Source organism: Streptomyces sp. NPDC059455, assembly GCF_042750115.1.
In the GTDB taxonomy this organism is placed as follows: domain Bacteria; phylum Actinomycetota; class Actinomycetes; order Streptomycetales; family Streptomycetaceae; genus Streptomyces; species Streptomyces endocoffeicus.
Genome location: NZ_JBHYVB010000001.1, coordinates 93,523 through 107,545, shown reverse-complemented (window position 1 = coordinate 107,545; position 14,023 = coordinate 93,523). Strand labels below are relative to the sequence as shown.

Annotated in this window: 11 protein-coding genes and 1 tRNA gene; 7 read left to right on the top strand and 5 right to left on the bottom strand. The window is 69.0% G+C overall.

Annotation, left to right across the window (positions count from 1 at the left end):
* Positions 1–97 precede the first annotated feature (97 nt).
* The 4 genes from tmk (at position 98) to ACFXB5_RS00415 (ending at position 6,718) form a co-directional block, all read left to right on the top strand.
* Positions 98–3,418 (top strand): dTMP kinase, encoded by a 3,321-nt coding sequence (gene tmk / locus ACFXB5_RS00430; RefSeq protein ID WP_385200993.1) that lies wholly within the window; start codon positions 98–100, stop codon positions 3,416–3,418.
* 186 nt (positions 3,419–3,604) lie between these two features.
* Positions 3,605–4,831 (top strand): DNA polymerase III subunit delta', encoded by a 1,227-nt coding sequence (locus ACFXB5_RS00425; protein WP_385200991.1) that lies wholly within the window; start codon positions 3,605–3,607, stop codon positions 4,829–4,831.
* A 162-nt stretch (positions 4,832–4,993) separates the two neighbouring features.
* Positions 4,994–6,538: an alpha/beta hydrolase gene (locus ACFXB5_RS00420; RefSeq protein ID WP_385200990.1), complete on the top strand. Its 1,545-nt coding sequence runs from the start codon at positions 4,994–4,996 to the stop codon at positions 6,536–6,538.
* A 103-nt stretch (positions 6,539–6,641) separates the two neighbouring features.
* A tRNA-Thr gene (locus tag ACFXB5_RS00415) sits at positions 6,642–6,718 on the top strand.
* Between the two features lie 94 nt (positions 6,719–6,812).
* On the opposite strand, the gene ACFXB5_RS00410 is transcribed toward ACFXB5_RS00415, so the two are convergent.
* Positions 6,813–8,381, bottom strand: coding sequence for a tyrosine-type recombinase/integrase (locus ACFXB5_RS00410; protein WP_385200989.1), 1,569 nt, complete (start codon positions 8,379–8,381; stop codon positions 6,813–6,815).
* A 159-nt stretch (positions 8,382–8,540) separates the two neighbouring features.
* On the opposite strand from ACFXB5_RS00410, the gene ACFXB5_RS00405 reads away from it, so the two are divergent.
* Positions 8,541–8,798, top strand: coding sequence for a helix-turn-helix domain-containing protein (locus tag ACFXB5_RS00405; RefSeq protein WP_385200988.1), 258 nt, complete (start codon positions 8,541–8,543; stop codon positions 8,796–8,798).
* Between the two features lie 115 nt (positions 8,799–8,913).
* Positions 8,914–9,873 carry a recombinase family protein gene (locus ACFXB5_RS00400; protein ID WP_385200986.1) on the top strand — a complete coding sequence of 320 codons (960 nt, stop codon included), beginning with the start codon at positions 8,914–8,916 and terminating at the stop codon, positions 9,871–9,873.
* Positions 9,874–9,915: 42 nt separating this feature from the next.
* On the opposite strand, the gene ACFXB5_RS00395 is transcribed toward ACFXB5_RS00400, so the two are convergent.
* From ACFXB5_RS00395 to ACFXB5_RS00380, 4 genes are read right to left on the bottom strand one after another with little or no spacing between them, the layout of a single operon-like run.
* On the bottom strand, positions 9,916–11,112 hold the full coding sequence (locus ACFXB5_RS00395; RefSeq protein ID WP_385200984.1) for a cytochrome P450: 1,197 nt from the start codon (positions 11,110–11,112) through the stop codon (positions 9,916–9,918).
* Positions 11,113–11,154: 42 nt separating this feature from the next.
* Complete coding sequence (locus ACFXB5_RS00390) at positions 11,155–12,294, bottom strand: MAB_1171c family putative transporter (RefSeq protein ID WP_385200983.1); 1,140 nt, start codon at positions 12,292–12,294, stop codon at positions 11,155–11,157.
* Position 12,295: 1 nt separating this feature from the next.
* Positions 12,296–12,850, bottom strand: a complete 555-nt coding sequence (locus ACFXB5_RS00385; RefSeq protein WP_385200981.1) for an ImmA/IrrE family metallo-endopeptidase — start codon at positions 12,848–12,850, stop codon at positions 12,296–12,298.
* Between the two features lie 6 nt (positions 12,851–12,856).
* Positions 12,857–13,363 carry a helix-turn-helix domain-containing protein gene (locus ACFXB5_RS00380; RefSeq protein ID WP_385200979.1) on the bottom strand — a complete coding sequence of 169 codons (507 nt, stop codon included), beginning with the start codon at positions 13,361–13,363 and terminating at the stop codon, positions 12,857–12,859.
* Between the two features lie 205 nt (positions 13,364–13,568).
* Between ACFXB5_RS00380 and ACFXB5_RS00375 the strand changes: the two genes are divergently transcribed.
* Entirely contained in the window at positions 13,569–13,742 is a 174-nt protein-coding gene (locus tag ACFXB5_RS00375; RefSeq protein WP_385200977.1) for a hypothetical protein, read from the top strand.
* The last annotated feature ends 281 nt before the right edge of the window (positions 13,743–14,023 follow it).

The window sequence follows — 14,023 nt, the reverse complement described above, 5'->3', positions numbered from 1 at the left end:
GGAGGAAGGCGGAGCAATCCGCACGCCATCCACGGCTCACCGCCCGTTTGTTCGGCCGGGGGGCCGTGGATTCTTGTGATCCGGATAGGCTGGCGGGATGACGCGAGAGCAGCCAACGGACGTGACCGCCACTTCCGGTGCCCTTGCCGCGGACTCCCGCGAGCGGGCCGTACGAGCCCTGCTGCGCTATCAGCCGATGCGACGGCTGTGGAGCGCTCAACTCGTCGGCGGTGCCGGGGACGTGCTCGCCGTACTGGTGCTGGTGCTGCTGACGCTCCAGGCATCGGTGGCGGCTGACTCCTTCGGCGGCGGGTATCGCGGCGCGGCCTTCGCGGTGGCGGTGGTGCTCGGCGTACGGCTCTTCGCGACCGTGCTGTTCGGCGCGGTGCTCCTCGGGCCGCTCGCCGCGCTGATCGGCCCCTCCGGTCCGCTGGACCGCCGCTGGACCATGGTCGGCGCGGACGGTCTGCGGCTGGTGCTGCTCCTCATCGCACCGCTGTGGATCGACTGGGCCCCGGCCGACGCCGTCGCCTGGCTGCTCATCACCACCTTCGTCGTCGGTGTCGTGGAGCGCTTCTGGACCGTGGCCAAGGACGGCGCGGCCCCCTCGCTGCTCCCGGCACCGCCCGCCGAGGGCGCCGCCGTGCGGCCGCTGCCCGACCACCTGGACGCGCTGCGCCGGCTCTCGCTCCGTACGAACTTCCTGACGCTGCCGATCGCGGCCGCCGTGCTGCTCGTCGTCACGCTCATCGGCAGGCTGCTGGGCACCGGCGTGGAGTGGTTCCACACCCACCAGGCCGCCCTCGGCTCGTACGTCGGCGCCGGGCTCTTCGCCGCGTCGATCTCGATCCTCACCTTCGTCGAACTGCCCGGCGCGCAGACCAGCCGCACCCGCTCCCCCCTGGAGGGCCTGCGCCGCCCCCGCGCCGCCTCCGGGAGCGGTGCCGACAAGGGCCGCACTGGAGCCGTTCCGCTGCTGGTGCTCGCCTGCGCCGGAGTGGCGGGCGCGATCGCCGCGGCCGTGGGCGTCGCCCCGCTGCAGGCCATGGACCTCGGCGGTGGGCCGGTCGGCTTCGCCCTGCTCGTCCTCGTCCTGACCGGCGGTCCGGCGATGGGCATCCGCTGGGCCCCCAAGGTCCTCCCGGGCCTGTCGCGGCGCCGGCTGCTGGCGCTGTCGGTCGCGCTGACCGGGCTCGCGCTGCTCACGGTGGGCCTGGTACAGGACGCCACCACCGTCGTGCTGATCGCCCTGATCGCGGGAGTGTCGGCGGGTGTCGCCGCCCACACCGGCCACTCCCTGCTGGACCAGGAGTCCGAGGAGACCCGCCGGCCTCGGATGACCGAGCACGTGCAGGCCGTCGTCCGCGTCGGCGTCGGGCTCGGCGCGGTCGCCGCGCCGCTGCTCGCCGCCGTCATCGGACCGCACCGGCTCGGCAGCGGTGACTTCGTCTTCGCCCACGGCGGCGCGGCCTTCACCCTGATGCTGGTGGGCGCGCTGCTGCTGCCCGTCGCCGCGCTGGTCCTCGGCCGGACCGACGACCGGCAGGGCGTGCCGCTGCGGCGCGATCTGCGCGAGGCGCTGCTCGGCAGGGGCGGCGCGGACGAGGGACCGGCCGCCACCGGCTTCTTCATCGCCGTCGAGGGCGGCGACGGCTCGGGCAAGTCCACGCAGGTGGAGGCGCTGGCCGAGTGGATCAGAGCCAAGGGGCACGAGGTCGTGGTGACCCGTGAGCCGGGCGCGACCGCGATCGGCAAGCGGCTGCGCTCGATCCTGCTCGACGTCTCGTCCGCCGGGATCTCGCACCGCGCCGAGGCGCTGCTGTACGCGGCGGACCGCGCCGAGCACGTCGACACCGTCGTCCGCCCCGCTCTGGAGCGCGGCGCGGTCGTCATCTCCGACCGCTACATCGACTCGTCCGTCGCCTACCAGGGCGCGGGGCGCGACCTCGCCGCGACCGAGATCGCCCGCATCTCGCGCTGGGCGACGAACGGCCTGGTGCCGCATCTGACGGTGCTGCTGGACGTCTCGCCGGAGACCGCGCGCGAACGCTTCACCGAGGCCCCGGACCGGCTGGAGTCCGAGCCCGCCGAGTTCCACCAGCGCGTACGGGCCGGATTCCTGGCCCTCGCCGCCGCCGACCCGGCCCGCTACATCGTCGTCGACGCCGGGCAGCTGCCGGAGGCGGTCACCTCCGTGGTGCGCCACCGCCTGGACCAGATGCTGCCGCTGTCCGAGGCGGAGGTGAAGGCCCAGGAGGAGGCCCGTAAGGCCGCCGAGGAGGAGGCCCGTCGCCGGGCCGAGGAAGAGGCCGCCCGCAAGGCCGAGGAGGAGCGGCTGGAGCGCGAGCGCCAGGAGGCGCTCGCCAAGGCCCGTGCCGAGGAGGAGGAGCGCAAGCGGCGCGAGCTGGAGGAGGCCCGCCAGCGCGAGGCCGAGCGGCAGGCGGAGGCGGCCCGTCAGCGGGCCGAGGACGCGCGCCGCAGGGCCGAGGAGGACCGCAAGCGCATCGAGGCCGAGGACCGCGCCCGCGCCGCCGAGGAGGAGCGGCGCCGCCTCCAGGCGGAGGCGGACGCGCTGCACAGGGCCGAGGCCGAGGCACGCCGCCAGGAGGAGCAGCGCAAGGCCGAGGAGGCGCTGCTGCGGGCGGAGCAGGCACGGCTGGCGGCGGACGCGGCGTCCTCCGGGGCGGACGCGCCGACCGTGGAGACCGAGGCCCCGGCCCCGCCGCCCGAGGACGAGGACGGCCCCCGGGGCACCGGCGGCGCCCGGGGCGCGGCGGGCTCCGGCGCGGACGACCCGCACCCGCACCCGCACCCGGATACGACGGAGACGGTCCAGACGCCGAGGTTCGACCCACGGGCGGGGCACGGCGGCGAGTCCGGCCGTCCCGGCACCGGGTCGGCGGCGGCCGATGAGACCACGGTGCTGCCCCCTGTGCCTCCCGCGCCGCCCGTGCCGCCCCAGAACGGCCCGGACGCCGACGAGACCGCTGTGCTGCCGCCCGTACGGCCCCAGGACGGCCCGGAGCGCCGGGGCGGCCCGGACGCCGAGGAGACGACGGTCCTGCCCCAGCCGCCCGCCGAGCCGCCCACGAACGCGGCCGACGAGACGGCCGTCCTGCCGCCCGTAAGGGACGAGCGCTCCGCCGATCCGGCGGACCGGGTCCCGCCGTGGCTGTTCCGCCCGAACGAGGGCCAGGGCCAGGGGCAGGAGCACGGCCAGGGGAACGAGCGCACGCGCGAGATGCCGCAGTACGGGCAGGACCAGGGCCATGCGCAGGGCCAGGCGCAGGGCGAGGCGGAACCGCCGCGCCGGCGCCGCCGCCCCGAGTGGGCCGAGGAGACCCCCCTGGACGACCTCCCGTCCCTGGCCGACGAACTGCTCGGCCCCCGCGACGACGAGGACGGCCGCCGTCGCTGACGGTATGGCCGGGCGCCGCCGCCGATGGCCGCGCCCGGCTGTCGGCGGGGCGGCGGCGTCTGGGCGCCGGCGGCGGGGACCGCCGGACGCCCGTCGGCCGGGCGGCGTCAGCGGTGGGTGGCGCGTCCGGGTGTCGGTGGGGTGGACCACAATGGGGTGCCGTAGGGACGAGCGGCGGAGGCAGCCATGGCGGTGTGGGACGACCTGGTCGGGCAGGACCGAGTGGCGGCCCAGCTGTCGGCTGCCGCGCGGGACGCGGACGCCCTGGTCACGGCGGTCAGTGAGGCGGGCGGCGGCCCCGTCGGGGAGCCCGTGGCGTCGTCCAAGATGACCCATGCCTGGCTGTTCACCGGCCCGCCCGGCTCGGGCCGGGCCACCGTCGCCCGCGCCTTCGCCGCCGCGCTGCAGTGCGTCAGCCCGGACCGGGCGCTCGGCGGCATCCCCGGCTGCGGCTTCTGCGACGGCTGTCACACCGCCCTGGTCGGCACCCACGCCGATGTGGAGGTGGTCCGTACGGACATGCTCACCATCGGCGTCAAGGAGACCCGTGAGCTCGTCCGCCGGGCCCAGCTCTCGCCCGCCGGAGGCCGGTGGCAGGTGATCGTCATGGAGGACGCCGACCGCCTTACCGAGGGCGCGGGCAATGTGCTTCTCAAGGCCGTCGAGGAGCCCGCGCCGCGCACCGTATGGCTGCTGTGCGCGCCCTCGCTGGAGGATGTGCTGCCCACGATCCGCTCCCGCTGCCGCCTCCTCACCCTCCGTACGCCCCCGGTGGACGCCGTGGCGGACATCCTCGTCCGGCGCGACGGTATCGACCCCGAGCTCGCCGCCTCCGCCGCCCGCGCCACCCAGGGGCATATCGGCCGCGCCCGCCGACTGGCGACCGATGAGCGGGCCCGCGCCCGCCGTGCCGCCGTCCTGAAGCTCCCGCTGCGCGTCGACGACGTGGGCGGCTGCCTCAAGGCGGCCCAGGAGCTGGTCGACGCGGCGGCCGAGGACGCCAAGCAGGTGGCGGAGGAGGTCGACGCCAAGGAGACCGAGGAGCTGCGCGCCGCCCTGGGCGCCGCCGCCGGTACGGGCGGGCGGCTGCCGCGCGGTACGGCGGGGGCCATGAAGGACCTCCAGGACCGCCAGAAGCGCCGAGCCACCCGCACCCAGCGGGACAGCCTCGACCTCGCGCTCACCGATCTGACCGCCTTCTACCGGGATGTGCTGGCCCTCCAGCTCGGCTCCCAGGTGGCGCTCGCCAACACCGACGTACGGGACGCGCTGGAGCGGCTCGCGTCGGGTTCGAAGCCCGAGCGGACGCTGCGCCGGATAGAGGCGATCACGGCCTGTCGTCAGGCGCTGGACAGCAATGTGGCGCCACTGCTGGCGGTCGAGGCGATGACCATGGCGCTGCGGGCGGGCTGAGTCACCCGTACGGGTTCGTCGCTGGACGCATGAAGCGTGTCCGGATGGATACTCTCCGTAACGGGGCGAACCGGTCCTATCCCATAGGAACCAGTACAGGGTGATCCATGTGATCCGGCCGGCGCGATCCCGCGACTCGACCGCGAACCGAGGGATCAGTCCATGCACACCCGACACAGCAGCCGCCCGCTCCGGACGCTCGGCGCCGCCCTTACGGCCGCCGCCCTGCTGTCCTCCGGCTGCTCGGCCGACGCCTCAGCGCCGCGCGCCGCGTCGCTGTCGAAGAAGGCCGTCCCCGCCGCCCTCAAGCCGTACTACGAGCAGACGCTGAGCTGGCGCCCCTGCGGCGGCGCGGACTTCGAATGCGCCACGCTCAAGGCCCCGCTCGACTACGCGAGACCCGGCACCGGCCGGGACCTGAGGCTCGCGGTCTCCCGTAAGAAGGCCACCGGCACCGGCCGCCGCCTCGGCTCGCTGCTGGTGAACCCCGGCGGCCCCGGCGGCTCCGCGGTCGGCTATCTGCAGAGCTTCGCGGCCGTGGGCTATCCGGCCCGGGTGCGCGCCCGCTACGACATGGTGGCGATGGACCCGCGCGGCGTGGCCGAGAGCGAGCCCGTCACCTGTCTGAGCGACAAGCAGATGGACACCTTCACCCAGACCGACCAGACGCCCGACGGCCGCGGCGAGACCGACCGCCTCGTCGCGGCCTACAAGAAGTTCGCCCACGGCTGCGCGACCCGCTCCGGCCGGATCCTCGGCCATGTCTCGACGGTCGAGGCGGCCCGCGACATGGATGTGCTGCGCGCCGCGCTCGGCGACCGGAAGCTGCATTACGTCGGCGCCTCCTACGGCACCTTCCTCGGCGCGACCTACGCCGACCTCTACCCCCACCGCGTCGGCCGTCTCGTCCTCGACGGCGCGCTCGACCCGACGCTGTCCTCCCGGCGCATCAACCGCGACCAGACCGCCGGTTTCGAAACCGCCTTCACCGCCTTCGCCAAGGACTGCGTGCGCCGCACCGGCTGCCCCCTCGGCACCGGTTCCGTGGCCACCGCCCGCGACCGGCTCGGCGCCTTCTTCACCCGCCTCGACTCCCACCCGGCCCGCACCGGCGAGTCCCGCGCCCTGGGCGAGCCCCTCGCGACGATCGGCGTGATCTCCGCCATGTACGACGAGACGGCCTGGCCCCAGCTGCGCACCGCCCTCCGCTCCGCGATGGGCGGCCACGGCGGCGGTCTGCTCAACCTGGCCGACCTCTACTACGAGCGCGACACCGACGGCTCGTACGCCAACCTCATGTACGCCAACCCCGCCGTCAACTGCCTCGACCTCCCACCGGCCTTCCGCACCCCCGCCGAGGTCAGGAGGTCCATCCCCGACTTCCGACAGGCATCCCCCGTCTTCGGCAAGGCCCTCGCCTGGGCGGCCCTGAACTGCGCCTACTGGCCCGTCCGCCCGACCGGCACAGCCCACGCCCTGCACGCCAGGGGCGCCGCCCCCATCGTCGTCGTCGGCACCACCCGCGACCCCGCCACCCCCTACCCCTGGGCCCGCGCCCTCGCCACCCAGCTCTCCTCCGCCACCCTCCTCACCTACGACGGCGACGGCCATACGGCCTACGGCCGCGGCAGCGGCTGCATCGACAACGCGATCAACACCTACCTCCTCACCGGCCGCCCACCGGCCCCCCATACCCGCTGCCACTGACCAGCCCCGCCCCAGCCCAGGCCCCACCCGGCCCCGTACGGAGCACCCCTCGAAACTGTGTAGACTTGGCGGCGCTGCTGCTGCCAATCTGGCTCCGCGGCATGCCGCCTTAGCTCAGTTGGCCAGAGCGACGCACTCGTAATGCGTAGGTCAAGGGTTCGATTCCCTTAGGCGGCTCCACCCTTGACCAGGGAAAACGGTTCGAACGGAGGCCTCCGCGAAGATCGCGGGGGCCTTCTGCGTGAGCGAATGGGAACGCCCTGGGAACATGCCGTCAGGAAGCGCCCTCGGTGGGAACATCCGGGGCTTCCTCGGTGCTCTCGCCGTCCTGTCCGTCCCGCGTCGTGGGCTCCTTCTCGGGCTGCGGGATCACGCGCTTGCGGGAGCGGGGGACGACCGAGACGGTCGCCTCAGCGGCCTCCCGCTCGACCTCTGCCAGGACGGTCGTGTAGATGTCCGAGGTGACGCGGATCGAGGAGTGCCCTAGCCTGCGCTGGACGGCGACCATGGCCACGCCCGCTCGAAGGGCGAGTGTCGCCGAACCGTGCCGGAGGTCGTGCAGACGGACCGGGGGCAGGTCGGCCTTCTTGTAGAGGCGTTCGAAGCGGTCGGAGAAGTACTGCGGGTGGTACTCCGTGCCGTCCTCAAGGGTGAAGACCCGGCCGGTGTCGGTCCACTCGCCGGTGGCTTCCGTCCACTCGCTCTTCTCGGCCTGCTGGCGGTCGCGCCACCACCGCAGAAGGGCGCTCGTGTCCTCGTCCAAGGCGATGTCGCGAATGTTGTCGGACTTGGGGGTGTCCTCGTGTGGCTCGTAAGCGACGGTGACGATCTCCTCGGTGATGTGGATGACGCCGACGTCGAGGTCGACTTCTGCCCAGGACAGGGCGCACGCTTCACCGCGGCGCAGGCCGAGAAAGGCGATGAGGACCCAGAGCGGGTAGAGCCGGTCGTAGACCACGGAGTCGAGAAACGTGCCGGTCTGCTCGGGCGTCCAGACCATGACCGGGGAGGGCTTCTTGCCGGTCTTGCGCCAGGCTTCGACGCGGGCGGGGGTCCACTCCAGGGCTTTGGCCTTGCGTACGCGAGGCGTCTGGACCAGGGCGGCCCAGTTGTCGGTGATCATCCGGCGCTTGCGAGCGTCTTCGAGGGCCGAGCTGAGCGCCATCTTGATGCGGTGCTGGGTCGCGGGACCGGTTTTGCGGCGCGGGCGCGCGAGGGCGGCCTTCAATTCGGCCTTGGCTTCGTTCCAGGTCTTCCTGAGTTGCGGGTCGCGAGGGGCGAGGGCGTCGCGCCAGGCTGCACGCGCCTTCTGCTCGACCTCGCGGGCCAATTGTGCGGCCTCTTGGTTCTTCTCCTTCACGAGGTTCTCGGCCTGGATGGCGGCGAACATCTCCTCTATGTGCCGGGCACGTAGTTCGCGGAGCTTGATGTGCCCGAGGTGCGGGGTGAAGTACAGGCGTAGGTAGTCCTCGTAGCCGTTCTTGGTGGTGGCCTTGAGGTCGTGCTGGTTGTCGAGCCAGCGGCGCAGGTACTCTCCGACGGTCTCGTCGGAGAGGACGTCGACTCCCGCCTGTGCGTCCCGGTAGACCTTGGCGGCTGCTGCGGCGGCTTGGTCCTGGGTCTTGAACCCACCCCTCTTAGGGTGGCGGCGCTTGCCGCCGGGGCCGGCGGGGATCTCGATGGAGTAGTACCAGGAGCCGTGGTCACGCCGCTTGAGCTTGGGGCACCGCTTCTCCAGGTAACCAATCTTTGGGGTGCCATCCTCGTTGAGGATCGGTTTGCCTGCCTTGTCGACGAGTGGGCCCTTGCACGCGCATCGCTTGTAGGTCTTGTCCTTGAACACGGTCTCCCCTGGGCGGCTGGCTGACTGCCAGCGATCGTGCGGATGGTGTGAATCTAGGCATGCGTGGGGTTGCCAGATCCTTCTCCATCTTGTTGGGGCTGTCGGACACTGTTGTAAAGTCCTCTCCAAGTTGGCGCGGGGGAGAAGGCGACAACTGGGATGACTTCTCACGAGACCGGCGGGCAGGCTCCTGCCGCTGCTGGAGCGATGGGGCTGGAGGAGCTGTTGGCTCTTCCGGCCACGGTGAACGTGACAACTGCCGCACGGGCACTGGGGATCGGCCGGGACAAGGCGTACGAGCTGATCCGGTCCGGTCGTTTCCCGGTCCGGACGTTGCCGTTGGGCGGCACGATTCGCGTGCCGACGGCAGAGCTGTGGAAGGTCCTAGGTGTAGAAGCGATCGAGGGCGCTAGGTGATCAATACGGGCCATGTGCGGATTTGAGATGTCCTGTTGTTTTGCAACAGTGTGACCTACCTTCGATAGACTTGGAACGCGAAGGGGGTCGGCTACCAGGGCAAGGAGTCCAGCGCATGCCTCGGCTGTACGGGTTTGACGACATGGCATACCGGCGGGTGCGCGAGAGTGAGGCAGCTGGATTGCGGCAGGCTGCCAGCCGCCGTCTTACGGAGCAGAGTTACCCAGCGATCACCGAGTGGATGAACGACGAGGGTTACCGCACGACCCGCGGGGGACTGTGGCGCCCGGCGGTCCTGGCTAACGTTCTCGATCATCCAGCGATCGCCGGGCTCACCGAGGATGAGAACGGCAACCTCGTGGACACAGGGGGGCCGCAAATTATCTCTCCGCAGGACTTCAAAGCCATCCGTGCCATGCGTCCCTCTAACAATCCTGACAACAGCCGGGTCGACCAGCGCGAGTACTTGATGCCCGGTCCGCTGTCCGTCTGTGGCCTGTGTGCTTGCTCCCTCAGCTCATCTCCATCAAACGCTGGAAGCCGCGGGTATCGCTGCGCTCCGAGCACGGCGCAGCACCCGGGCGGATGCGGCAAGGTTCGCATCAATGCTGACCTGTTCGAGACTTACGTCGCCGAGAACGTCGTCGCCGAACTGGCCAAGCCGGAGGTCAGTGTTCTGATCGCACAGGCGCGTGACGAGGTACTGGCGAAGGCAGCCAAGTTGCGCGCAGAGGTGAAGGCCGACAAGGCACGGCAGAAAGAGCTCGGCGAGAGTTACGCCAATGCGCCGGAGTTGTCCACGGTTGCATTTCGCGCCGCCGACAAACGGTTGGTGGACCGAATCCGGGAAAACTCTGCTCAAGCGCGGTTTCTTGAGCAGGTTCAGCACGTGCCGGTGGGAGACGTACCAGATCTCGTCAGGTGGTGGAGGCACGCCCCGCTGGCATCGAAGCAGGGAGTGCTGACCCTCATGCTGGAAAAAGTGGCGGTCTACCCGGCCGGGCGTGGGTCGCGCACGGTGGATGCCGACCGGGTGGCGCTGACGTGGCGTAACTGGAACGCTTCCAGGAAGTAAGCACACCCGAGGCTCACTATGCCCAGCCGCAGGCGCTCGTACTCACCTTGTGGCGATCGGGAGTGCCTTCAAGGCGTGTGAGCGGAAGGATGCGCGCCACTGGAGCTGCTCCTGGGGGACGGAGAGGTTGAGGGAAGGGAACCGGGTCAGCAGCGTGGACAGGCTGATCTGGATCTCCATGCGGGCAAGGGAAGCCCCAAGACAGTAATGGAGGCCGTGACCGAGGGCCAGGTGGGTCTTGTCCTCGCGGCGGATGTTGAATTGGTCGGCAACCGGGTAGCGGGCCGGGTCGCGATGTGCTGAAGCGAGGCACAGCATGACCGTTTCTCCCTTAGGAATCGGCACACCGTTGATTTCAATGTCCTCGGTCGGGAACCTTCGGATCGCCATCAGGTTGGGGTGAGCGAACCTCAGTAGCTCCTCGACGGCCTCCGGCCACAGCGCGGGATTTTCGCGGAGAGCAGTCAGTTGGTCGGGATGCTGAAGCAATGTGAGCAGCCCGGTGCTAATGACGTGCGGGGTGTTCTCGGTGCCGGCCAGGAGGATATTGAACGCCAGGGAGACGAGCTCGTCTTCGCTGAGCTTGTCGCCTGCATCGCGCGCGGCGATGAGGCCGGAGAGCAGATCATCGCCTGGATGGCGACGCCGGTCCGCCACCAGGTCCAGAAGGAAGTGGTGGATCGAATCGACGGCTTCGCCCATCTGGCCGGGGTATTCGGGAGCGAACATAGAACTCACCCAGGTAGCGAACCGTAGGCGGTCAGTTTCTGGGACGGCAAAGAGGTCGCCGATGATCCCGATGGGCAGGAGGACAGCGAAGTCGCTGACAAGGTCGCTGTCTGCTCGATTGACGAGCCCGTCGGCGAGGTGGTCGACCGTGCTCTGAACGTGGTGACGAAGCATGTCGACGCGCTTGGGCGTGAAGGCTTTGGACACCAGACGCCGCAGTCGTAGGTGGTCTTCTTGGTCCAAGTTGACGAGATTGGCATCCAGGGCCGGAGGGAGTTCGAAGCCCTTGTATCCCGTGGTCGAGTAGGTCTTGTTCACCGACAGCCTTGGGTCGGTCAGGCCATCACGTACGTCGGTCTCTCGGAGTACGAGCCAGGCCAGAGACCCGTCTGGAAAGCGGACTCGGTGCACGGGGCTTTCCTGACGCAGACGCGCGTACGTAGGATAGGGGTCTGCGAAGAAGGCGGCGTCGAACAGCTGGGTGAGTGGGCGGCGGTTTTGCTCGGTCATTGAGGCTCCTTCTCGAATCGATTCATGCAATGCCAGCCACGGTCACGTGTCCTGGATCTCAGCAAAGGCGCGGGCCAGCTTGCGCTGGAAGGCGAGTTCATCCTGAAGTTCCGGCGGCTGAGCTACGAAAGGGATGTTCGTGTGCTCCGCAGGGCGTACACCCCGGGCTTTTGCCGCGAGCGCGGACTTGAGTTGAGCCGCCTCAACATGGGCCGCGAGGTCGTCTCCTTCGAGATGCGCGGCCTCCGCCTCACGACGCGCTGTCGCGGCGAGTGCTGGGTCCATCCACGTTCGTAGCGCCCATTGAGCATCACGGATTTCGACCACCGTTCGGTAGAGTCGGGTGTGCAAGTCGGCGCTTCGGTCCAGCTGGAGTACTGGGGCGGGCACTATGGCCGTCACCTCATGGTGAAGTGGGGCGAGCTCGCGTTGTATGCGCAGGTGATGCATCCACTGCCATGTCGCGCTGAGATAGCGCCCCCAATCCGGCAACGTCCAACCGGTGGTCTTGATGATCAGAGCGATTGTGATACCGACTTGGGCAACTGGTTCCCACGCGCGCCCACTTGCACCGAACTGGGCGGCCACGATGTCGGCGAGGCGGCAGACGGTGTACACCATGGCGAAGGGCAAGGTCATGGCGATCAGGACGAGTCCGCGTCGCAGCCAAGGAGTCGGCGCGACCTTGGCGCATTTCCAGCCGAGGATTCCCACATCGATCTGGTTTGCGGCATAGCCCAGCAGGAATACAGCGAGATATGCGGGGCGGAATTCAGCTTGAGCCAGCGAGAAGTCGCTTGGGCGCTCTGCCCGTAGAGTGCTCGTGAAGACCAGCGTCACCATCGCCACCAGAACGAGAGCGAGTCCGATGAGACGGGGTACTGCCTTGCGCCAAGCGTCTTCCCTGCGGTGGATGAGGTGTAGCAGTACGAGCTGCTGACAAGCGGCGGAGGCGATGGCCGCGCAGTTCGCCAGAAGGCCAGCGACGTTGGGGAGCCCCAAGGTCTTGCTGACAGCCACGAAAGCCGCCGGGATGAAGAGCGTGAAGTCAACGAAGAGCAAGAGGAAGTTGATCAAGAGGGCTACTTGCGCTGCCGACCTATCTGCGCGAAGGACACGGATCTTGAAGAGCAGGGCAAGTAGACAGACGGCGGCGCATATCGAATAAAGGGTCGTGTTCATCTCACCATGGCTGGCTTCGGCGCTCGAGTACGGACAAGCGTTGGGCTAGAGCCTTGGATTCAGGGGGCACCTCCAGAGTCTGCTGAGAGGCCCAAGCACTGATCTGGCGCCCTAAGATCGAGGCAACATATTCGGCCTCATCCTCATCGTCAGCGTGTGAATGGTCCCGACCCAGTACGCGATGGATCAAGTTCGGATCAAGCGAGGGGAGCAGTAGACGCGATACTTCGAATGCAATTGGTGTTGCCCTATGCTCGCAGACGTAGTGGCCGATCTCATGGAGGATGACCTGCCGCTGGTGAACAGGTGCTAGGCGCTGCTCATAGACAATGAGGTCCTTGCCCTCAGCGGAGACCAGCAGGCCATCAGGGCTTCCAGTCGGCAGAGGGAGTGGAACCAGATGGATGGGACGATTGTGTAGCTCTCGAAGATGGTCACATACGGCGTGAACCGTCAGTGTTTTCCCGTGAGGTAGACCGAGAGCGCGGACGAGTTCCTCGCAACGCTCTTGCAGCAGGCGGGATCTCTGGTTCCTGGCTTTACGATGCCAACGCATAGACCATCACGAGTGAGGATCGATCGAGGGGATATCAGCTTCTGGCGGAAGCACCTGCAAGGCGTCGCGGGCCTTCTCTGCGGACGCCAGGATGCCTGTGAGGAGTTCAGAGAGTTCCTTCACTGAGCCTGTGGTCAGCTCAGGCGGGCTGGCCGTGCGCAAGGCAACCCCCTCAACCCTCTGCCTCTTTAGCTCCGCAAGGGCGGCTAGTTCGGCATTGACTTCCCTGAAGACTTTCTCATCGAGAAAATAGCCTTCTCTCGTGATTCCGAGGCTGTGAGCCACCTTTACCAGTGTCTCGATCGTTAGGTTGGAGCCCTCCGCCGACTCCGCCTGTGCGAGCGTTCGCTTCGCGACGCTCGCACGCTCGGCCAGGGCCGCCAGGCTGAACGGCCCCTCAGGGTGATGCTGACGGAGGTGACGGAGCCGCCTGGCGACAGCGGCCTTGGTCGCGTTGATGCGCGCGTCGAGCGTCTGTGAGACCGACTCGCCGTCCTGTCCTTCTCCGCTCATGACATCCCCCTCGGTGCATTACGATGCGTCGTCGTCACAGCATAATGCATCGTCAGTTCAGTCAACGTGCTCTACCACACGGCCAGTTGGGGCCAGTCGTGCGCTGCCTGGACGGTGTCATCTGTGCAGGATGGCGCGCTTGTGCTGGGGCTCGGGCTGGCAGTGTGCCGACATGGAAGTGGACTGCCGGGAACGGAGGGACCGTATGGCGGAGATAGATGAGCAGCGGATCGCCGAGTTGGCGAAGGAGCCCTCACGGGTAGTCCAGGGAGGGGATGAGTCGGCGGCGCTGGAGGAGGCGCGCAAGGTCATGGGTTGGCAGGCGCTCACCAACCGGGAGGAGCGGCCTTCAAGCCACCTGGAGGCGGACCCCGGTTGACCTGCTGGGCGGTACCGCGCCCTTCCTCGTTCAAGATAGATGACATTTTTGAAGGAATGTTGTACGTTCTGCCGTGTCGGGGCGGGTGTAGCAGCCGCAGGAACCCGCCCCGGCGGCGTCGCGCGAGCGGCGTCCTTCCCTGCTCCTCGCGGGTGGTCGACCCCCCTGCGCCCCACCCGCGAGGAGCTGGCCGTATCGGTGCGGCCGTTGGGGTGCGTGATGGGAGCGGAGCCCGCCACGGCGTAACGCGCTGGGGGGGTCAAGAAAGTGCGGGGCTGGGG

What these genes read in the sequence shown, in the direction of transcription:
- ACFXB5_RS00400 (WP_385200986.1), top strand. Translation starts at nt 8,914, where the DNA reads ATGCCTCGGCTGTACGGGTTTGACGACATGGCATACCGGCGGGTGCGC.
- ACFXB5_RS00390 (WP_385200983.1), bottom strand. Translation starts at nt 12,294, where the DNA reads ATGAACACGACCCTTTATTCGATATGCGCCGCCGTCTGTCTACTTGCC.
- ACFXB5_RS00405 (WP_385200988.1), top strand. Translation starts at nt 8,541, where the DNA reads ATGACTTCTCACGAGACCGGCGGGCAGGCTCCTGCCGCTGCTGGAGCG.
- ACFXB5_RS00425 (WP_385200991.1), top strand. Translation starts at nt 3,605, where the DNA reads ATGGCGGTGTGGGACGACCTGGTCGGGCAGGACCGAGTGGCGGCCCAG.
- tmk (WP_385200993.1), top strand. Translation starts at nt 98, where the DNA reads ATGACGCGAGAGCAGCCAACGGACGTGACCGCCACTTCCGGTGCCCTT.
- ACFXB5_RS00380 (WP_385200979.1), bottom strand. Translation starts at nt 13,363, where the DNA reads ATGAGCGGAGAAGGACAGGACGGCGAGTCGGTCTCACAGACGCTCGAC.
- ACFXB5_RS00420 (WP_385200990.1), top strand. Translation starts at nt 4,994, where the DNA reads ATGCACACCCGACACAGCAGCCGCCCGCTCCGGACGCTCGGCGCCGCC.
- ACFXB5_RS00385 (WP_385200981.1), bottom strand. Translation starts at nt 12,850, where the DNA reads ATGCGTTGGCATCGTAAAGCCAGGAACCAGAGATCCCGCCTGCTGCAA.
- ACFXB5_RS00395 (WP_385200984.1), bottom strand. Translation starts at nt 11,112, where the DNA reads ATGACCGAGCAAAACCGCCGCCCACTCACCCAGCTGTTCGACGCCGCC.
- ACFXB5_RS00375 (WP_385200977.1), top strand. Translation starts at nt 13,569, where the DNA reads ATGGCGGAGATAGATGAGCAGCGGATCGCCGAGTTGGCGAAGGAGCCC.